At 71.1% G+C, this 19,485-nt stretch carries 18 protein-coding genes; 12 read left to right on the forward strand and 6 right to left on the reverse strand.

Annotated elements, in window-relative coordinates; translation table 11 throughout:
• The first annotated feature begins 130 nt into the window (after nt 1-130).
• The 9 genes from rpsO to ABD333_RS02290 all read left to right on the forward strand — a co-directional run bounded on the left by rpsO (nt 131) and on the right by ABD333_RS02290 (nt 11,167).
• Nucleotides 131-400 carry a 30S ribosomal protein S15 gene (rpsO, locus tag ABD333_RS02250; RefSeq protein ID WP_151564710.1) on the forward strand — a complete coding sequence of 90 codons (270 nt, stop codon included), beginning with the start codon at nt 131-133 and terminating at the stop codon, nt 398-400.
• Nucleotides 401-755: 355 nt separating this feature from the next.
• Entirely contained in the window at nt 756-3,131 is a 2,376-nt protein-coding gene (locus ABD333_RS02255) for a polyribonucleotide nucleotidyltransferase (protein ID WP_344537173.1), read from the forward strand.
• An 81-nt stretch (nt 3,132-3,212) separates the two neighbouring features.
• Nucleotides 3,213-4,538 carry a M16 family metallopeptidase gene (locus ABD333_RS02260; RefSeq protein WP_344537175.1) on the forward strand — a complete coding sequence of 442 codons (1,326 nt, stop codon included), beginning with the start codon at nt 3,213-3,215 and terminating at the stop codon, nt 4,536-4,538.
• Between the two features lie 58 nt (nt 4,539-4,596).
• Nucleotides 4,597-4,983, forward strand: coding sequence for a phage holin family protein (locus ABD333_RS02265; protein WP_344537177.1), 387 nt, complete (start codon nt 4,597-4,599; stop codon nt 4,981-4,983).
• Nucleotides 4,984-5,050: 67 nt separating this feature from the next.
• Entirely contained in the window at nt 5,051-5,791 is a 741-nt protein-coding gene (gene dapB, locus ABD333_RS02270; RefSeq protein ID WP_344537179.1) for a 4-hydroxy-tetrahydrodipicolinate reductase, read from the forward strand.
• Between the two features lie 106 nt (nt 5,792-5,897).
• Nucleotides 5,898-9,041 carry a S41 family peptidase gene (locus ABD333_RS02275; protein WP_344537180.1) on the forward strand — a complete coding sequence of 1,048 codons (3,144 nt, stop codon included), beginning with the start codon at nt 5,898-5,900 and terminating at the stop codon, nt 9,039-9,041.
• Nucleotides 9,042-9,154: 113 nt separating this feature from the next.
• Nucleotides 9,155-9,361, forward strand: a complete 207-nt coding sequence (locus tag ABD333_RS02280) for a hypothetical protein (RefSeq protein WP_344537182.1) — start codon at nt 9,155-9,157, stop codon at nt 9,359-9,361.
• Nucleotides 9,362-9,480: 119 nt separating this feature from the next.
• Nucleotides 9,481-10,542 (forward strand): endolytic transglycosylase MltG, encoded by a 1,062-nt coding sequence (mltG, locus tag ABD333_RS02285; protein ID WP_344537183.1) that lies wholly within the window; start codon nt 9,481-9,483, stop codon nt 10,540-10,542.
• 112 nt (nt 10,543-10,654) lie between these two features.
• Nucleotides 10,655-11,167 (forward strand): SRPBCC family protein, encoded by a 513-nt coding sequence (locus tag ABD333_RS02290; RefSeq protein WP_344537185.1) that lies wholly within the window; start codon nt 10,655-10,657, stop codon nt 11,165-11,167.
• A gap of 1 nt (nt 11,168) precedes the next feature.
• Here the strand turns inward: ABD333_RS02290 and modA are convergent, their stop codons facing one another.
• A complete protein-coding gene (gene modA / locus ABD333_RS02295; protein ID WP_344537187.1) occupies nt 11,169-11,969 on the reverse strand; it encodes a molybdate ABC transporter substrate-binding protein in 801 nt (266 codons plus the stop codon).
• Between the two features lie 115 nt (nt 11,970-12,084).
• Between modA and ABD333_RS02300 the strand changes: the two genes are divergently transcribed.
• The gene (locus ABD333_RS02300) at nt 12,085-12,798 is read left to right on the forward strand and encodes a uracil-DNA glycosylase (protein WP_344537189.1); all 714 of its coding nucleotides are present in this window, start codon (nt 12,085-12,087) and stop codon (nt 12,796-12,798) included.
• On the opposite strand, the gene ABD333_RS02305 is transcribed toward ABD333_RS02300, so the two are convergent.
• The 4 genes from ABD333_RS02305 to ABD333_RS02320 all read right to left on the reverse strand — a co-directional run bounded on the left by ABD333_RS02305 (nt 12,762) and on the right by ABD333_RS02320 (nt 16,656).
• On the reverse strand, nt 12,762-13,628 hold the full coding sequence (locus ABD333_RS02305) for a 1,4-dihydroxy-2-naphthoate polyprenyltransferase (RefSeq protein WP_344538809.1): 867 nt from the start codon (nt 13,626-13,628) through the stop codon (nt 12,762-12,764). The two genes, ABD333_RS02300 and ABD333_RS02305, sit on opposite strands and share 37 nt — an antisense overlap.
• 2 nt (nt 13,629-13,630) lie before the next feature.
• Nucleotides 13,631-15,247: an MFS transporter gene (locus ABD333_RS02310; RefSeq protein ID WP_410556653.1), complete on the reverse strand. Its 1,617-nt coding sequence runs from the start codon at nt 15,245-15,247 to the stop codon at nt 13,631-13,633.
• A 290-nt stretch (nt 15,248-15,537) separates the two neighbouring features.
• The gene (locus ABD333_RS02315; RefSeq protein WP_344537192.1) at nt 15,538-16,080 is read right to left on the reverse strand and encodes a GNAT family N-acetyltransferase; all 543 of its coding nucleotides are present in this window, start codon (nt 16,078-16,080) and stop codon (nt 15,538-15,540) included.
• Nucleotides 16,081-16,107: 27 nt separating this feature from the next.
• Entirely contained in the window at nt 16,108-16,656 is a 549-nt protein-coding gene (locus ABD333_RS02320; protein WP_344537194.1) for a CGNR zinc finger domain-containing protein, read from the reverse strand.
• A 106-nt stretch (nt 16,657-16,762) separates the two neighbouring features.
• On the opposite strand from ABD333_RS02320, the gene ABD333_RS02325 reads away from it, so the two are divergent.
• Nucleotides 16,763-17,116: a VOC family protein gene (locus ABD333_RS02325; RefSeq protein ID WP_344537195.1), complete on the forward strand. Its 354-nt coding sequence runs from the start codon at nt 16,763-16,765 to the stop codon at nt 17,114-17,116.
• On the opposite strand, the gene ABD333_RS02330 is transcribed toward ABD333_RS02325, so the two are convergent.
• A complete protein-coding gene (locus tag ABD333_RS02330) occupies nt 17,103-18,494 on the reverse strand; it encodes an aminotransferase-like domain-containing protein (protein WP_344537197.1) in 1,392 nt (463 codons plus the stop codon). The genes ABD333_RS02325 and ABD333_RS02330 overlap by 14 nt on opposite strands.
• Here ABD333_RS02330 and ABD333_RS02335 point away from each other — a divergent pair.
• On the forward strand, nt 18,493-19,461 hold the full coding sequence (locus ABD333_RS02335; RefSeq protein ID WP_344537199.1) for a DMT family transporter: 969 nt from the start codon (nt 18,493-18,495) through the stop codon (nt 19,459-19,461). The two genes, ABD333_RS02330 and ABD333_RS02335, sit on opposite strands and share 2 nt — an antisense overlap.
• Nucleotides 19,462-19,485 lie beyond the last annotated feature (24 nt).

The following is a 19,485-nucleotide window of genomic DNA, read 5'->3' on the forward strand; positions in this document are numbered from 1 at the left end:
GTCGCCGGGATCAGGCCCCGGCTCGGTCGGCTACACCCTCATGTGGCCGGCCACTTTCCATACGCACCATGCGGACCTGTGCGCCTGCGGGCCGGGGATCTGCGGGTGACGAGTTTTCAGAAGGAGCCTCGTGTCGCTCGACACCGCCACCAAGAACAAGATCATCGCTGAGTACGCGACCGCTGAGGGTGACACCGGATCCCCGGAAGTCCAGGTCGCGCTGCTGACCCGCCGGATCAACGATCTGACGGAGCACCTCAAGGAGCACAAGCACGACCACCACAGCCGCCGCGGGCTGCTGCTGCTGGTCGGCCGCCGCCGTCGGCTCCTCAAGTACCTGCAGAACAAGGACATCAACCGGTACCGGCAGCTGATCGAGCGTCTGGGTCTGCGCCGCTAGTACGGTGAAGGGGAGTGGCCGGTGGAGAACGGTTCCGCGCGCGGAGCCCGTTCACCACTGCCGAGGTGCCACCGGGAACATCCCGGCGGCCCCGGCGGCCACTCCCCTTTCTTCATAGGTGACCGTGGGCCGGATCCGGGAAGGATCCGATCAACGGTCCGAACAACTGAATGACCACAACACCCCGCGGACAGCGCCCTGGTGCGGCCGGTCCTCGGTAGTGGCTCTCGGAGCATGCTCCTCGCCCGATCGACGGCGGGGATAGAGGATCCGGGAGCTTCGATCGAAGACCGGCATTGCGTAACAAGCCACGGGAAGCAGCCGCGGGGACCGTCCGAAACCTAGGAGGTTTCCCGTGACAGAAGCTGTGCGCGTCGATGGGGCGCAGAGCACCGAGGCCGTGATCGACAACGGTTCCTTCGGCACTCGTACCATCCGTTTCGAGACGGGCCGGCTGGCCCGTCAGGCGGCCGGTTCGGCCGTCGCCTACCTCGACGACGAGACGATGGTGCTCTCGGCCACCACCGCCTCCAAGAAGCCCAAGGACAACCTGGACTTCTTCCCCCTGACGGTGGACGTCGAGGAGCGCATGTACGCGGCCGGGCGCATCCCCGGCTCGTTCTTCCGCCGTGAGGGCCGTCCCTCCGAGGACGCGATCCTCACCTGCCGCCTGATCGACCGGCCGCTGCGCCCCTCGTTCACCAAGGGCCTGCGCAACGAGATCCAGGTCGTTGAGACGATCATGGCGTTGCACCCCGACCACCTGTACGACGTCGTGGCGATCAACGCCGCCTCGATGTCCACCCAGCTGGCCGGCCTGCCGTTCTCCGGCCCGATCGGCGGCGTGCGCGTCGCGCTGATCGAGGGCCAGTGGGTCGGCTTCCCGACCCACCCCGAGCTGGAGAACGCCACGTTCGACATGGTGGTCGCCGGTCGCGTCCTGGAGGACGGCGACGTCGCGATCATGATGGTCGAGGCCGAGTCCACCCCGGGTACCCTGCGCCTGGTCGCCGACGGCGCCACCGCGCCGACCGAGGAGACCATCGCCGCGGGCCTGGACGCGGCCAAGCCGTTCATCAAGGTCCTGTGCAAGGCGCAGAGCGACCTGGCGGCCGTGGCCGCCAAGCCGACCGCCGAATACCCGATCTTCCTGGACTACCAGGACGACGTGCTCGAGGCCGTCACCGCCGCCGTCGCCACCGAGCTGGCCGAGGCGCTGACCATCGCGGGCAAGCAGGAGCGCGAGACCCGGCTCGACGAGCTCAAGGCCGGTGCGGCCGACAAGCTCGCCGCCGACTTCGAGGGCCGCGAGAAGGAGGTCTCCGCCGCTTTCAGGGCGCTGACCAAGAAGCTGGTCCGCGAGCGGGTCGTCCGCGACGGCCTGCGCATGGACGGCCGCGGCGTCAAGGACATCCGCCAGCTGAACGCCGAGGCCCACGTGATCCCGCGGGTGCACGGCTCGGCGCTGTTCGAGCGCGGCGAGACCCAGATCATGGGCGTGACCACGCTCAACATGCTCCGGATGGAGCAGATGATCGACACGCTCAACCCCGAGCGCACCAAGCGCTACATGCACAACTACAACTTCCCGCCGTACTCCACCGGTGAGACCGGCCGCGTGGGCTCGCCCAAGCGCCGCGAGATCGGCCACGGAGCGCTCGCCGAGCGGGCGCTGCTGCCGGTGCTGCCGACGCGCGAGGAGTTCCCCTACGCGATCCGCCAGGTGTCGGAGGCCCTCGGGTCCAACGGCTCCACCTCGATGGGCTCGGTCTGCGCCTCCACCATGTCGCTGCTCGACGCGGGCGTGCCGCTCAAGCAGATGGTGGCCGGCATCGCCATGGGCCTCATCCACGAGGGCGGCGAGTACGTCACGCTGACCGACATCCTCGGCGCCGAGGACGCGTTCGGCGACATGGACTTCAAGGTCGCCGGCACCCGCGACGTCATCACCGCCCTGCAGCTCGACACCAAGCTCGACGGCATCCCGGCGTCGGTGCTGAGCGCCGCGCTCAAGCAGGCCAAGGGCGCCCGGCTGGCGATCCTGGACGTCATGCAGGAGGCCATCGAGGCACCCGCCGAGATGAGCATCTACGCGCCGCGGATCATCACGATCAAGGTCCCGGTCGACAAGATCGGCGAGGTCATCGGCCCCAAGGGCAAGATGATCAACTCGATCCAGGACGACACCGGCGCCGACATCACGATCGAGGACGACGGCACCATCTACGTCGGCGCCACCGACGGCACGTCGGCCGAGGCCGCGCGGCAGGCGATCAACGCGATCGCCAACCCGCACATGCCCGAGGTCGGCGAGCGCTACCTCGGCACGGTCGTCAAGACCACCACGTTCGGCGCGTTCGTGTCGCTGCTGCCCGGCAAGGACGGCCTGCTGCACGTCTCGCAGATCCGCAAGCTGCACGGCGGTGCCCGGATCGAGAACGTCGAGGACGTCATCAACGTCGGCGAGAAGATCCAGGTCGAGGTCACCGAGATCGACCAGCGCGGCAAGCTGTCGCTGGTCCCGGTCGATGTCGTCGAGCGCGAGCGCGCCGAGAAGGCCGACGGCGGCGAGGCCCCCGCGGGCGCCGCCGACACCGGCGCGGCCGAGGCCGCGGACGACGGCGACCGCGATGGCGACCGCGGCGAGCGCCGGTCGGAGGGCGGCGACCGCGCCCCGCGCCGCCGCCGCACCCGGCGCGGCGGCGAGGGCGGCGGCGACCGCAACTCCTGACCGATCGAAGCACGCGTGCCGGCCGGCCTGCCCGTCGAGGGCGGGCCGGCCGGCACTTATCAGCGAGGGATCGTGAACCCCGTGACGATTCTGGCGAGTGCGCAGGAACCCGGCACCACCCACGTCGTGCACCCCGGCACGGACGGCGCCGGCGCCGTGCGGCGCTCGGTGCTGCCCGGCGGCCTGCGCGTCATCACCGAGACCATGCCGACCGTGCGCTCCGCCGCGTTCGGCATCTGGGCCGGTGTCGGCTCCCGCGACGAGGCCCCGGCCGACGCGGGCGCCAGCCACTACCTGGAGCACGTGCTGTTCAAGGGCACACGGCGGCGGTCGGCCCTGGAGATCTCCGCGGCCGTCGACGCGGTCGGCGGCGACCTCAACGCGTTCACCGCCAAGGAGTACACCTGCTACTACGCGCGGGTGCTGGACGCCGACCTGCCGCTGGCGGTCGACGTCGTCTCCGACATGGTGGCCGCGTCGCTCAACCGGCCCGAGGACGTCGAGTCCGAACGCGGTGTGATCCTCGAAGAGATCCACATGCGTGACGACGACCCCGGCGACCTCATCCACGACGAGTTCTCCACGGCGCTCTACGGGGACGCGCCGCTCGGCCGGCCGATCCTCGGCACGATCGAGTCGATCAACTCGCTGAGCCGCGACCGCATCCACGCGTACTACCGCGAGCACTACGTCCCGGACAACCTGGTCGTCGCCGTCGCCGGCAACATCGACCACGATGAGGTCGTACGGCTGGTCACGCGCGCCTTCGAGGGACACCTCGACGGCACCGCCCTGCCCCGCCCGCCCCGGCTGGACGGCACGCCGCAGCCCGTCGAGCCGACCGTGCGGATCGTCGACAAGGACACCGAGCAGGCCCATGTGGTGCTCGGCGGTGCCGGCGTCTCCCGCACCGACGACCGCCGTTTCGCGCTCGGCGTGCTCAACGCCGTGCTGGGCGGCGGCATGTCGTCGCGCCTCTTCCAGGAGGTACGCGAGAAGCGGGGCCTCGCCTACTCCGTCTACAGCTACACCTCGCAGTACGCCGACACCGGCATCTTCGGGGTCTACGCGGGCTGCCAGACCGCCAAGGTCGACGAGGTCCTGTCGATCTGCCGCGACGAGGTCGCCAAGGCCGCCGAGAAGGGCATCACCGACGAGGAGCTCGACCGCGGCAAGGGCCAGCTGCGCGGCGCGATGGTGCTCGGCCTGGAGGACACCGGCTCCCGGATGAGCCGCATCGGCAAGAGCGAGCTGGTGTACGAGTCGCTGCTCGCGGTCGACGAGATCCTCAGCCGGATCGACGCCGTCACCCCGGGCGACGTTCGCGAGGTGGCCGCCGACGTGCTCGCCGGCCCGCAGGCCCTCACCGTGATCGGCCCCTTCGGCGACCGCGACTTCAGCCTGTAGCGCGACCGGTTACGCACGGTCGTTGATCGGGTAGGCCTCCCAGGCAAGGGAGGTGCCCATGAAGTTCCTCATCCGGGTGCTCATCAACGCCGTCGCGCTGTGGGTCGCCACCGTGCTGGTCGACGGGATCAGCGTCAGCGGGGACACCACGGCCAAACGGTGGCTGACCCTGCTGGCGGTCGCGGTGATCTTCGGCGTCGTCAACGCGTTCATCAAACCAGTGATCAAGGTGCTCGGCTGCGCGTTCTATGTGCTGACGCTGGGACTGTTCGCCCTGGTGGTCAACGCGGCGCTGCTCATGCTGACGAGCTGGGCGGCCGGGAAACTGAGCCTGCCGTTCCACGTCGAGTGGTTCTGGCCCGCGTTCTGGGGCGCGATCATCGTCAGCGTCGTGAGCTGGCTGCTCAGCCTGCTCATCCCGGACGGCGCGGCCGACGACGACTGAGGGCCGTGGAGTCGCCGGCACCGTTCTGGACTAGGCTCGGGCGCGGAGCCGAGCCGGGAGGACGAACGTGATCAAGGTTGGGGTGCTGGGCGCGCGGGGCCGGATGGGCGCCGAGGTGTGCCGGGCCGTCGAGGGCGCGGACGACCTGGAACTGGTCGCCGCCGTCGACCAGGGCGACGAGCTGGAGTCCCTCGGCGCCGCCGAGGTCGTGGTCGACTTCACCCACCCCGGCGTGGTCATGGACAACCTCCGCTGGTGCGTCGAGCACGGCCTGCACGCCGTCGTCGGCACCAGCGGCTTCGACCCCGGCCGCCTCGACACCGTCCGTGGCTGGCAGGCCGCCAAGCCGGGCTCCAACGTCCTCATCGGCCCCAACTTCGGCATCGGCGCCGTGCTGATGATGCACTTCGCGCGGAAGGCCGCGCCGTTCTTCGAGTCCGTCGAGATCGTCGAGCTGCACCACCCCAACAAGGCCGACGCCCCGTCCGGCACCGCCTACCGCACCGCCGAGCTGGTGTCGGCCGCCCGCGCCGAGGCGGGCACGCCCCCGTCGCCGGACGCCACCACCGACGAGCTCCACGGCGCCCGCGGCACCGATGTCGAGGGCGTGCACGTGCACTCGATCCGCCTGTCGGGCCTCATCGCCCATCAGGAGGTCCTCCTCGGCGGCCACGGCGAGATCTTCACGATCCGGCACGACTCGATGAACCGCGAGTCGTTCATGCCAGGCGTGCTCCTCGGCGTGCGTTCCGTCCGCGAGCTTCCCGCGTCCCTCACGGTCGGCATCGAGTCGCTGCTCGGCCTGTGAGGGCCGAAGCTTTGCTTCGGGTTGTCGTTGGGTTGGCGCGTTTGGCGGCACGTTGATTGCGTAGCGGTGCTGCGACCCACCGAGGGCTCCCAAGATGCCGGGGTACGTGCGATTTCCCGATGTGCGCGACGATCTCGTGGTCTTCGTGGCCGACGACGATCTGTGGCTCGTGCCCACGGAGGGCGGGCGGGCCTGGCGGTTGACGGCGGGCGTGGCCGAGGTGGGCTTTCCGCGGATCTCTCCTGACGGAACGCAGGTGGCGTTCGTCGGGGAGGGGGAGGGGCCCAAGGAGGTCTACCTGCTGGCGCTGGACGGGGGCAGTGCGCGGCGGATCACCTACCAGGGCGCCAACTGCACCGTCAGCGCCTGGGACGCCGAAGGCAGGATCGTCTACGCGAGCGATGTGGGGCAGCCGTTCGCCGGGCAGCGATGGCTGCACCGGGTGGGGACGGGCGGCGGGCTGCCGGAGCGGCTGCCGTTCGGGCCCGCGAGCTCGGTCTCCTACGGGCCGGGCGGCGGGGTGGTGATCGGGCGCAACACGGCCGATCCGGCGCGGTGGAAACGGTACCGGGGCGGTACGGCGGGCAGCCTGTGGATCAAGGACGGCGGGCCGTTCCGGCGGCTGGTCGATCTCGACGGCAACCTCGCGGCACCGTGCTGGGTGGGGGAGCGCGTCTACTTCCTGTCGGATCACGAGGGCGTCGGCAACGTGTACTCGTGTACGGAACGGGGAGAGGATCTGCGCCGCCACACCGATCACGAGGACTTCTACGCCCGCAATCTCGCCACGGACGGGAGCCGGCTCGTCTACCACGCGGGAGCGGAGCTGTATCTGCTCGATCCCGGGGCGGGGTCGCGGCGGATCGAGGTTCATCTGGCGACGTCGCGTTCGCAGCGGGATCGCAAGTTCGTGGACGCGGCGCAGTATCTGGACGGCGCCACGCTGACTCCCGACGGCTCCGGGCTCGCGGTGACGGCGCGGGGCAAGGCGTTCACGTTCGACAACTGGACGGGCTCGGTGTGCCAGCGAGGGGAGCGCACCGGTGTGCGCTATCGGCTGCTGACCTGGCTGAACGACCAGCAGCGGCTGATCGCGGCGGCGAGCGGCCAGGGTGACCGCGAGCTGCTCGTGCTGATGGCCGGCGAGGGCGCGCCGGCTGCGTTCGAGGCCGCCGACACCGGGCGGATGACGGCGCTGGCGGTGTCTCCGGTGAACGACCAGGTGGCGATCACCAATCACCGCAACGAACTCCTGCTGGTGAACGCCGGTGACCCGCAGACCCCGGCGGTACGGCTCGATGCCAGCCCGTTCGGCGCCATCGAGGATCCGGCGTGGTCTCCCGACGGGCGCTGGCTGGCCTACGCCTGCCCGGGCAGCGCCCAGACCACGGCGATCAAGGTCTGCCGGCTGGACACGCGGGAGACCCGGGTCGTCGTCGAGCCGGTCCTCCGGGATCGGGCGCCGTCGTTCGACCCCGGCGGCCGATACCTCTACTTCATCGGCGCCCGCGTCTTCAATCCCATCGACGACTCGTTGCAGTTCGGCCTGGGCTTCCCGCTGGGGACGCTGCCGTACGCGATCGCGCTGCGGGCCGACGTCCCGCCGCCCGGTAAGGACGAGACGGAACCGGCGGAATCCGCCGACGCCGCCGACACCGCCGAACGTGTCGACATCGACTTCGACGGCATCGAACGACGGGTCGTCCCGCTGGAGGTGCACGAGGCCCGGTACGCGCGGGTGGAGGGCATCAGGGGCAAGGTGCTCCTCTCGTACGACCCCATCGAGGGCATCCGCGACACGCTGGTCAACAGCGCGCTGCTGCTGTACGACCTCGCCGAGGGCAGGCAGCGGCAGCTCGCGTCGAGGATCAGCGACTTCCTCGTGAGCCGTGACCGGAGCACGCTGCTGTATCGCGTCGGGCAGCGGCTGCGCGTGCTGCCCGCGGGCAAGGACGTGCCGGACGGTGACGGGCCGGGGCCCGCGACCGGGTGGATCGACCTGTCCAGGGTGAAGGTGTCGGTCTGGCCTGAGGGCGAATGGTGCCAGATGTTCCGGGAGGCCTGGCGGTTGCAGCTGGAGCACTTCTGGGCCGAGGACATGGCCGGGCTGGACTGGTACGGCGTCTACGACCGCTACAAGCCGCTGGTGGACCGGGTGAACACCCGCAGCGAGTTCTCCGACCTGCTCTGGGAGGTGCAGGGCGAGCTGGGCACGTCCCATGCGTACGAACGCGGCGGGGCCTACCGCGCGCAGCCGGCCTATCCGCTGGCCTACCTGGGCGTCGACTGGGCGCTGGAACCCGGCACCGGCCGCTATCTGATCGCCGGCATCGTGCACGGCGACCCGTGGGACCCGGAGGCGACGTCGCCGCTCAACAGGCCCGGGGTGGACGTACGGCCCGGCGACGTCCTGCTCGCGGTGAACGGGCAGCCGGTGGGGCCGGACTCCGGCGGCCCGCAGGAGCAGCTCGTCAACCAGGTCGGCCAGGACGTGCAGCTCACCGTGCGGCGGGGAGAGCAGGCGCCCACGACGATCGAGGTGCCGGCGCTGGAGGACGAGCGGCCCGGCCGCTATCGCGACTGGGTGCGGGCCAACCGGCGCCTCGTGCACGAACGGACCGCCGGCCGGGTCGGTTACGTGCACGTGCCCGACATGAGGGCGGGCGGTTTCGCCGAGTTCCACCGCGGGTTCCTCGCCGAGTACGACCGCGACGCGTTGATCGTCGACGTGCGGTTCAACGGCGGCGGGTGGGTGAGCGGCCTGCTGCTTCAGCGGCTCGCCCGGCCGCGGCTCGGTTTCGACTACCCGCGCTGGGGAGTGCCGGAGCCCTATCTGAAGGAGTCGCCGGCCGGACCTCTCGTCGGGCTCATCAACGAGCGGACCGGCTCCGACGGCGACGTCTTCGCGCACGCGTTCAAGGTGCTGCGGCTCGGGCCGCTGATCGGCAAGCGCACCTGGGGCGGCGTGATCGGCATCCAGCCCCGGCATCGGCTCGCCGACCGGACGATCACGACCCAGCCGGAGTTCTCGTTCGCCTTCGACGACGTCGGCTGGCAGCTGGAGAACTACGGCACCTCACCCCACATCGACGTGGACATCACGCCCGAGGACCACGCCGAGGGCCGCGACACCCAGCTTGAACGGGCCATTGCCGTGGCCCTCGACCAGCTGGAGGCCCGGCCGCCGCACCGGCCCGATCACACCGTCCGCCCCCGCTTCGAGGCCCCGAAACTCCCGCCGCGCCGGTGATCCCGCCACCGTCAACGGCACATCTCCATCCACTGGGCTCTTCGTTACGTATCTCCGGGTACGGCCCCATTTGGTGCAGGTCATGCACCACTGCGATAAGGGGGAAATGCCTTATGGGTATCTTCGACGACGCCAAGAACAAGGCCTCCAACGCCAAGGACAAGGCCAAGGAGAGGGCCGACCAGGCCGCCGACCGGACGCGCGAGTCCGACACCATGGACAACGTGCGCAAGCGGGGCGAGAACCTGCAGGACCAGGTCCGCGACAAGGGTGAGAACCTGCGGAACCGGGGTCGCGGCGCCGGGGATCAGCAGCACTGACGTCACCTGACTGAGGTCATGCGGGGCGCATGGGGAGACCTGTGCGCCCCGTTCATTACTCTAAGTAGTATAATGGCTACAAATTGTGGCATTGGTCGGTTTTGTTGGGAGATGGAGACGTGAGCTCCCGTCTGGACAAGAGAGACCTCAAATGGCCGCTCGCGGTGGGGGTGGTGCTCCTGGTCGTGCTGGCGGGCTGCGGGGTCACCTTCGGCGAATGGGTCAAGGCGACCCTGGCCCCGGACGATTTCAAGGGGCGCGGCGAGGGCGTGGCCATGGTCCGGATCAAACCGGGCCAGTCGGCGCGTGAGGTCGCGGCGTCCCTTGAGGCGGCGGGCGTCGTGGCGAGCGACGACGCGTTCATCAAGGCCATCAAGGGTTCGTCCAAGGCGGGCGCGCTCCGCCCCGGCGTTTACCGCCTGCGCAAAGAGATGAAGGCCACCGCGGCGGTCGGCCTGCTCTTCGACCCGGCGACCCGCGTCCAGCGGAAGATCGTCGTCCGTGAGGGGCTGCGCCTGGACGAGACGCTCGCGGCCCTCGCCAAGGGCTCGGGCATCCCGCAGGCCGAGTTCGCGAAGGCCGCCGCCGACCCGGCCGGGCTCGGCCTCCCCTCGTACGCGGGCGGCAGGCTGGAGGGTTTCCTCTTCCCGGCCACCTATCCCGTCGAGCCGGGAACCGGCGCCAGGTCACTGCTGCGCGCGATGGTCCAGCGCTTCCGCCAGGCCGCCGCCGATGTCGGCCTCGAACGCCGGGCGGGCGCCGTGGGGCTGACGCCCCTGCAGGCCGTCACCGTGGGCAGCATCGCCCAGGCCGAGGGCGGCGGTTCCGCCGACTACCCGAAGATCACGCGCGTGATCTACAACCGGTTGCGCGACGGCGGGCGCCTCCAGCTCGACACGACGGTGCTGTACGCGCAGAAGCGGCACGACCTGCGGGTCTCCGAGCAGGACACGCGCGTGCGGTCGCCCTACAACACCTACGTCAACGACGGCCTGCCGCCTGGGCCCATCTCCAGCCCCGGTGAGGCGGCGCTCAAGGCGGCCCTCGACCCGGCCAAGGGCGACTGGAAGTTCTTCGTGACCGTCGACCCGAAGAACCGCGTCACCAAGTTCACCGCGTCGGAATCGGAGTTCCTCCACCTCCGTGACCAGCTCAATCGTGCCCTGAGCGCCGGCGACTGAGAAAAAGGCCCGGCACCCCTTGCGTTGGCTAATACCCTTAGCTTAATCTCTAGCTAAGTAGGTTAGCCAAACGGAAGCAGACCTTAGCTTCCAGATCGCCAAGGAGCCCCCCATGAAGATCCGCCGCATCGCCCTCGCCACCGCCGCCCTCCCCGTCGTCGCCGTCGGCACGCTGTTCACCTGGAGCGAGCTGAAGCCGCACGAGATCCGCACCAGCGTCGAGATCGCGGCGCCCGCCGACCGGGTGTGGCAGGTGCTCACCGACTTCCAGCGCTACCCCGAGTGGAACCCGTTCATCGTCAGCGTCAAGGGCACCGCCGAGAAGGGGACGAAGCTCGACAACAAGCTCCGCGATGGCAACGGCGGGGTCATGACGTTCAAGCCCGAGATCCTCAAGGCCGACGCCGGCCGGGAGCTGCGCTGGATCGGCCGGATGTGGGTGCCCGGGATCGTGGACGGCGAGCACTACTTCCTCATCGAGCCCGCCGGCGACGGCAAGGTCCGCCTGACCCAGGGCGAGAAGTTCACCGGCGCGCTCGTTCCGGTGGCCACCGGTCAGCTGCGGATGAAGGACGAGTTCGCGGCGATGAACGCCGCGCTCAAGGCCCGCGCCGAGCGTGCCTGACTCACTCTCCCGACGGAGTGGGACGGGACGTGACGTGAACGGCGGGAGTGGCGAAACCGTGCTTGTTGAACAGCTTGCGGGCCGTGGGGGACGACAGCCAGGCGACGAAGGACAGAGCCCGTTCCTCGTTGTCGGTGTCCTTCACGGCCATCGCGTGGTACGTGGCCGTGACGTTCGCGTCCGCCGGGATGGGGACGCTGCTCGCGGCCGCGCCGGCGGACCGCAGATCGGTGATGTAGACCAGCCCCGCGTCCGCCTCGCCGCCCCGCACCCGGTTCAGCACGGACCGCGAGCTGATCTCCTCGGACGTCCAGCGCACGGTGAGCCCGGCCCGGGTGAAGATCTCCCGCGCGTACCGGCCCACCGGGACCGTCGCGGCGCCGACCGCGACCCGCAGCCCGCGGCGGCTGAGATCGCCCAGGCCACGGATGCGCCTGGGGTTGCCGGGCGCGACCGCGATGGTGAGCGAGCCCAGCGCGACGATCCGGCGGCGGCCCGTGAGGCGGCGTTCCACCACGGCCATGCTCGCCCCGTCGGCCGTCATCAGCACGTCACCGGGTTCGCGATCGGCGACCCGTTCGGCCACCTCCTGAGAGCCGCCGAAGACGAACCGCACCCGCACGTCACGGTGTTCCTGCCGGTACGCGGCGCCGAGCTCGCCCGCGACGTCGGTCAACGACGAACCCGCCAGCACGGTCAGCGTCGCAGGACCGTCGGACCCGCAGCCGGCGGCACCGGAGGCGAGGGTCGCGAGCAGGGCGGCGACGACGGTGACGCGCCGCCCGCGGGGGGAGTCGGGCATATGCCTTCATCCTAGAGTTGGTCGTGCTTGCCTCCGGTGATTCGGCACTGGCGTGTCAGACCTCGGCAATAGGCTCGTGCGTAGCTGGAGAACCCCTTCCCCGGAGAGGCCCGGAATGTCCTTCGACCTGATGGAACTGCTGTCCGACGACTGGCGGGAGCGGCTCGATCCGCTGCTCGACCCGATCGCGACGGCGGCGCTGAGCGCGTTCGTGGCGCAGGAGTACGCGACCCGGACGGTCTACCCGCCCCAGGAGGACCTGTTCGCCGCGTTCCGGCACTGCTCGTACGAGCGGGCACGGGTCCTCATCCTCGGTCAGGACCCCTACCACGGCCCCGGGCAGGCCCACGGGATGAGCTTCAGCGTGCGCGAGGGCGTGCGGCTGCCGCCGTCGTTGCGCAACATCTACAAGGAGCTGGCGTCCGACCTGGAGGTCCCGCTCGCCAAGACCGGTGACCTGACGCCCTGGGCCGACCAGGGCGTGCTGCTGCTCAACGCCGTGCTGACCGTGCGCGAGGGCGAGGCGGGCGCGCACGCGGGCAAGGGCTGGGAGGAGTTCACCGACGCCGCCATCCGGGCGCTCAACGACAAGCCCGAACGCGTCGTCTTCGTGTTGTGGGGCGCCTACGCCCGCAAGAAGGCCCGGCTCATCACGGGCGTGCACCACACCGTCATCGAGTCGGCTCACCCGAGTCCGCTCAGCGCCAAGAAGTTCTTCGGCACCCGGCCGTTCAGCGCGGTCAACAAGGCCCTCGCCGACGCCGGCTCACCGGAGATCGTCTGGGACCTGGGTCAGAGCGCGAGCCCCACGGCGAGCAGCACGCCATAGGCGATCTGGAGGCGGCCGGTCTCGCCCAGCACCGGGATCAGGGCGGGACCGCGCGCCCCGTTCAGCACCTTCTGGGTCGGCGGGATCGACAGCGGCGCGGCGAGCAGCGCCACCAGCACCCACGGGTGCGGCGCGGCCAGAGCCAGCACGAACATGAACGGCAACGCCGCGCACGCCGCGTACAGCACGCGGGTCCACCGGTCGCCGAGCACGACCGCGAGGGTGCGCTTGCCGGAGACCTCGTCGGTGGGGATGTCCCGCAGGTTGTTGGCCACCAGCAGCGCGCACGCGAGCAGCCCGATCGGCACGGCCGCCGCCCAGGCCTCCCACGGGATGCCCTCGACCTGCACGTACACCGTGCCGACCACGGCGACCAGGCCGAAGAAGACGAACACCGAGATCTCGCCGAGCGCGCGGTAGCCGTACGGGTTCTTGCCGCCGGTGTAGAACCACGCCGCCAGGATCGCGAACGCGCCCACCAGCAGCAGCCACCAGGTCGTCACGGCCGCCAGCACCAGCCCGGCGACCGCCGCCGCCGCGAAGCAGCCCAGCGCCGCCGCCAGCACTTGCCGGGGCTTGGCCACCTTGGCGCCGACGAGCCGGAGCGGACCGACCCGTTCCTCGTCGGTGCCGCGTACGCCGTCGCTGTAGTCGTTGGAGTAGTTGACGCCGATCTGCAGGATGAGCGCGACCAGCGCCGCCAGCGCCGCACGCCACCACACCGCCTGCCCCTCGCCGATCGCGACACCGGTGCCGACGACGACGGGCACGAGGGAGGTGGGGAGGGTACGGGGCCGGGAGCCGGCGACCCATTGCGAGAGCGTGGCCACAGTCACCGTTCGTTTTCGTGGGACGACAGGGTTTCCGATTGTCGCCCATTTTGATCACTGCTCGGGCGCAGCCGCCACGCCAGCCCCAGGCCCAGCGCCAGGATCAGGGCCGTGGCCAGGGCTCCCCGCCGGGCCGCTGTGGCGAGGCTCTCATCCGCGGCGGCCGCGAGCGCCGGGGTGGCGTGCAGCTCGCGGGCGTACGTGCCGGCGCTCTCACGCAGCTCTTCGGCGATCACCGCCCGCCGCTCCGCGGGCACGCCCGACCCCTCCAGGCGGTCGGCCATCGCGTGGCCGAGGCTGGTGGCGAACACGGTGCCGATCACCGCGATGCCCAGCGCGGCGCCGATCTGGCGGACCGTGGACTGCGTGCCCGACGCCTGGCCCGCCTGGGCGGGCGGCACGTCGGCGAGCGACACGTTGGTGAGCTGCGCCGACGTCAGCCCGAGCCCCAGCCCGTACAGCAACATCCACGGTGCCAGGCCCAGCCCCCCGGTGGACGCGGTGATCGTCAGGGCCAGCGCCACGACCGCGACGACCTCCAGCACCATGCCGATCCGCACGACCTGGTGGGCACCGCGCTTGCCCGCGAGCCGCCCCGCGTACCCGCCGGACACGAACGCGCCGATCGCGAGCGGCAGTATCGCCAGGCTGATCTGCCACGGCGAGGTGCCGTGCACCCCGAGCAGGAAGAGCGGCAGCACGAAGACCAGCCCGAGCTCGCCCACGTTGATCAGTGCGGCGGCCAGGTTGCCGCGGCGGAAGTTGGGAATCCGGAACAAGCTGAGATCCAGCATCACCGAACGCCCCGCCGCCGCCCGCGCCCGCTCGACGACCACCAGCACGGCGAGCAGCAGCACTCCCAGCGCCAGCACGACCGGCACCGGCGACAGTCCCGACGGCCAGCCGAACGGGCCGAGTTCGAACGGCCGGGTCGCCGTCCACCAGCCGTACGTCTGCCCCTCGATGAGACCGCAGACGAGCGCGCCGAGCCCCAGCGCCGACAGCGCGCCGCCGAGCCAGTCGATCCCGCGCGGACCGTTCCCCGGCTGCCGTGTCTCGGGTATCAGCAGGAACGCCCCAACGATCAGCAGCGCCCCGAGCGGCAGGTTGACGGCGAACGCCCAGCGCCAGCCGCCCCCGGTCGCCAGCGCCCCGCCGAGCAGCGGCCCCAGCGCGGCCATGCCGCTGATCAGCGAGCCCCAGATCCCGAACGCGACGGCCCGGTCCTTGCCGGTGAACATCGCGTTCACCGTGGCCAACGTCGCAGGCATGATCATCGAGGCGCCGACGCCCTGCAGGGCCCGCGCCCCGATCAGCTGCCCCCCGCTCTGAGCCACCGCCGCCAGCACGCTGGCCACCACGAACACCGCGACCCCGGCCACGAACATCCGCCGCCGCCCGGCCAGATCACCCGCCCGCCCGAACGGGATCAGCAGCGCCGCGAAGACCAGCGAGTAGACCGAGTTGACCCATTCGGCGTCGGACGTGGTCAGCCCCAGCCCGTCCACCATCTGCGGCAACACGACACCGACGATGGTCGCGTCCACCACGATCAGCGAAACGCCGAGACTGATGACGACCATCGACAACCAGCGACGCCGGCCGGACAACGTCCCCACCGCAGGCGTACGCGGCGGCGGTGTCACAGAGGTAGTCAATGGAAGTCCCGAAGCTGATCAATCAATCCCGAAGCACTCGGCTTCAAACATAATCCCGAGGCCACGATGCCTCTCACCCACCCTCTCTTTATGGCTTTCGCGGCCTCGGGTCCTCGCCTGGCGGCTCGGACCCGAACCGCAAAAGCGGCGACCGCGACATCGCTTCGCGATCTGAGCGGGGAGCTTCGCCTTCGGCTCGCTCCCCGCTCAGCGCCGCGCGCTCGCGTGACGGCGGAGGTCTGTGGGGTCGCTTAGACCTCGGTGATGTCGGTGTGGAGGCGGATTTGGCGGACGGGGGCGCCCATGTCGAGGGTGCGGGCGGTGCCGTCGGGGGCCCAGCCGGAGGAGCCGAGGAACGTCCGCAGGACCGTGTCGTCCTCGAAGACCCAGCTGATCAGGGTGCTGACGCCGTCCTCGCGGAGCAGGTCGACCGTGGCGGCCAGCAGGCGGCTGCCGTGCCCGGTCCGGCCGTGGAGGGGGTCGACCAGCAGGGTGAGGAGCTCGGCGGCGTGGGCCGGATCATGGTCGCGGTCCTCGGCCGGACCGTGGGCGGCGAAGCCCACGACCAGGTCGGACGCCACCGCGACGAGCAGCCGGTGCCGGGGGCTCGGCGGCGCGCTCACGGCTTGGGCCCAGCGTTCCCGCCAGGCCTTCTCGGCGTCGGCGCTGGTGACCTCTTCCAGTGCGGCGGACGGGAGCAGGTCCCGGTAACCCTGGCGCCACGTTCGCACCTGGATGTCGGCGACGGCGGCGGCGTCCGCGCGCCTGGCGGGCCGTACGCCCACATCAGCCATGATCGTCCTCTCGTTCGGAGCCCCAGCCTAGGGCTGCTGCGAGAGCTTTGAGCGCTGGCGGTAGGCGCGGGTCTTGGTGCGGTTGCCGCAGACCCGCATCGAGCACCAGTTGCGGGAGCGGTTCTTGGAGGTGTCGAGGAACGCCCAGCGGCAGGTGCGCTCCAGGCAGACCTTGAGGCGGGGCCAGCTTCCGTCGGCCGACGCCTCCATGACGGCTGCGGCCAGGCGGGCGAGCGCGGCTGGAGTGCCGGTGCCGACGGGCACCAGCGTGGGGCGCGGGCCGGTGAGGGTGACGCGGAGCGGGAGCCTGGCGAGCGCCGTCTCCAGTTCGGGTGGGAGGTCGTCGGTGGCCGGGGCGTGGTGGGCGTGCATGGCTTCGCGGAGGCCGTCGCGGAGGTCGGTCGCTGTGGTGAGGGTTTGCTCGTCCGGGACGGGGGAGCCGGGCGGGAGGAGCCCGTGGCTCGTCAGCCACTCGGCCAGCTTGGCGGGCGTGGCGAGTTCGTCGGCGTCGCACTCGACGTCGAGGGTGTTGACGAAGTCCCGCAGCAGCAGGGCCGAACGGGATGTCTCGGTCACGTGGTCACTCTACCAAGACGACACCGGTAATCGGTTATGACTGGTTGCGGACGGGCATGACACCGTCATAGCGTGATGGACGGTGTCTCAGTGAGGGGAGTTCCGCGTGGTTCCGAAGGTCGGCAACGTCGCGATCGACTGCAATGACCTGGACCTCATGGTGGCGTTCTGGGGCGGGCTGCTCGGCATGAAGGTCACGACCAGGGAGGAGGACTGGATCGACCTCGAACGGCTGGGGCAGGACGGGCCGCTCCTGTCGTTCCAGCTCGTGCCCGAGGGCAAGCGGGTCAAGAACCGTGTCCACCTCGATTTGGACGTGCCCGACATCCAGGTGGCGGGCGTTCATGCGCGTGAGCTCGGCGCGAGCCCGGTGAGCGAGCCCCAGGGCGACCCCAGGCGGCCCTTCCAGGTCTGGCAGGACCCTGAAGGGAACGAGTTCTGCCTGGTCACGGAGAAATGACCTGAGCGAGGCGGTGGACGCCCTCGGCCAGTTCGGCCTCCGACGTCGCCGAGCCGAAGCTGATCCGCAGGTACGGGCCCGGCGGCTCGGCGGGGAAGAACGGGCGGCCGGCGCTGACCAGCACCCCGGCGCGCAGCGCGGATTCGGCGAGCGCGACGTCGTCGATACCGTCCGGCAGCCGTGCCCACATGTGCGGCCCGCCGGCCGGGCGGTCGACGTGCACCTGCGGGAGCTCGAGGGCGAGGGCGGTCAGCAGCGCGTCCCGCCGGGAGCTCAGCGCGGCGCGCACCGCGCGCAGGTGACGCGGCCAGCCGGGGGAGCTCACCAGGTCGAGCAGCGCCTCCTGGAGGGGCCGGGCGGGGAAGAAGCCCTCGACCATCTGGATCGCCCGGATGCGCTCCGCCACCGGGCCGCGCGCGATCACCGCCGCGATCCGCATGCTGGCGGAGGTCGCCTTGGTCACGGGCGCGACGTGGACGACCCGTCCGTCGGTGTCGTGGCTGATGAGCGGGGCCGGCGGAGGCTCGATCGCCAGGTGGCGCGCGAAGTCGTCCTCGATCACGAAGGCGCCGGCCGCACGGGCGACGGCCAGGACCTGCGCGCGGCGCTCGGCGGTGAGGCGGGCGCCGCTCGGGTTGTTGAACGTCGGCTGGCAGTAGAAGACGCGTGCCCCTGTCATGGCGAACGCCTCGGCGAGCAGGTCGGGGCGCACGCCGTCCGCGTCCATGGGGACCGGCACCGGCTGCAGGCCGTTCGCGCGTGCGATGGCCAGGACGCCCAGATAGGTCGGGGACTCGACGAGCAGCGGGGCGCCCGGAGGCAGTAGCGCTCGCAACGTGGACGTGAGGGCCTGCTGCCCGCCCGCGGTGATGAGCACGTCGGCCGCGGTGAGCTCGCCCCCGACCGAACGGGCGAACCACGAGCGCAGCCCGGCGATCCCGTTCAGCGGCGGCGCCTCCCACGCGTCCGGTCGGCGTGCCGCCCGCGCGCCCGCGGCGGCCAGCTCCCGGAGCGGCTGCAGTGAGGGATGCAGATAGCCGCCGCTGAGCGCGATGGTCCCTTCGGGCGGCGGCATGAGCAGCCAGGACACTCCGTTCGCGTCGACCGAACGGTCGCCGAGCGCCACCGACTGCCAGCTGAGATCGGCCGGTCCGGCGGCGGGCGCGGGCCGGTCCGCGGCGAAGGTGCCGCTCCCGGGCCGGGTCACCACGAGGCCCTCGGCGGCCAGCATGCCGAGCGCCCGCGACACCGTGACGGGGCTGACCCTGTGCCGCTCGACGAGCGTCCGGCTGGACGGCAGCCGGTCGCCCGCGCGCATCCGGCCCACCTCGGTACGCAGCCGATCGGCCAGGGAGACCACACTGCTATCCTGTTTCATGAGAGACAACGATAGCGCTACTGACTCTTTGCCGATAGCGCTCGGCGGCCTGGGGCTGGCCGTCGTGGGCGTGGTGGTCTTCTCCTTCTCGTTTCCCGGCACCGCGTTCGCGCTCGACGGGCTCGACCCGTACGTCATCGGCATCGGCCGCGCCGCGGTCGCCGCCGCCCTCGCCGCCGTGGCACTGCTGGCCGCCCGCGCGCCCCTGCCGCGCGGCCGTCAGTGGGCGGGGCTGGCGGCGGTCGCGGGCGGGGTCGTCCTCGGGTTCCCGGTCCTCAGCTCGCTCGCGCTGGACCGCGGCGCCTCGTCCGCCCACTCCGCGGTGATCATCGGCCTGCTGCCCGCCGCGACCGCCGTGATGGCGGTGCTGCGGGCGGGGGAACGGCCGTCGCGCGGGTTCTGGCTGGCGAGCGGCGCCGGAGCCGCGTGGATCACGGGCTTCGCGTTCGTCCGCGGAGCCGGTCACTTCACGGTGGCCGACCTGCTGCTGTTCGCCGCGCTCGTCGTCTGCGCCATCGGGTACGCCGAGGGCGGCCGGCTGGCCCGCGAGATGCCGGGCTGGCGCGTCATCTCGTGGGCCCTCGTCCTCGTCGCGCCCCTCACCGTCCCGGTGACGTGCTGGCTGCTGGCCACGACCGGACCGCAGTGGACCGGACGCGCGGTCACGGGGTTCGTTTACGTGTCGGTGGGCTCGATGTACCTCGGTTTCTTCGCCTGGTACGCGGGCATGGCCAAGATCGGAATCGCCCCGGCGAGCCAGGTGCAGCTGGCGCAGCCGATTCTGACGCTGCTGTGGTCGGGCCTCGTCCTGGACGAGCTCATCGACGCGACCACCGGGCTCGCGGCGCTGGGAGTGCTGGTCTGCGTGGCCCTCACCCAGCGAACCCGGGTCCGCCGGGCACCCGCGGCGCTTGCGAGTTGTGACACTTTCCCGCACGATGGGAGAGTCAGCGTCACAAAGCCGTGACGCCGCCAGACCTCAGGAGCCGCG

This window comes from Actinomadura fulvescens (assembly GCF_039533225.1).
Classification (GTDB): Bacteria; Actinomycetota; Actinomycetes; order Streptosporangiales; family Streptosporangiaceae; genus Spirillospora; species Spirillospora fulvescens.

Excerpts from the sequence above, each read along its gene's own strand:
- ABD333_RS02265 (WP_344537177.1), top strand. The coding sequence starts at position 4,597 with ATGAAGTTCCTCATCCGGGTGCTCATCAACGCCGTCGCGCTGTGGGTC.
- ABD333_RS02280 (WP_344537182.1), top strand. The coding sequence starts at position 9,155 with ATGGGTATCTTCGACGACGCCAAGAACAAGGCCTCCAACGCCAAGGAC.
- ABD333_RS02290 (WP_344537185.1), top strand. The coding sequence starts at position 10,655 with ATGAAGATCCGCCGCATCGCCCTCGCCACCGCCGCCCTCCCCGTCGTC.
- modA (WP_344537187.1), bottom strand. The coding sequence starts at position 11,969 with ATGCCCGACTCCCCCCGCGGGCGGCGCGTCACCGTCGTCGCCGCCCTG.
- ABD333_RS02300 (WP_344537189.1), top strand. The coding sequence starts at position 12,085 with ATGTCCTTCGACCTGATGGAACTGCTGTCCGACGACTGGCGGGAGCGG.
- ABD333_RS02315 (WP_344537192.1), bottom strand. The coding sequence starts at position 16,080 with ATGGCTGATGTGGGCGTACGGCCCGCCAGGCGCGCGGACGCCGCCGCC.
- ABD333_RS02335 (WP_344537199.1), top strand. The coding sequence starts at position 18,493 with ATGAGAGACAACGATAGCGCTACTGACTCTTTGCCGATAGCGCTCGGC.
- ABD333_RS02330 (WP_344537197.1), bottom strand. The coding sequence starts at position 18,494 with ATGAAACAGGATAGCAGTGTGGTCTCCCTGGCCGATCGGCTGCGTACC.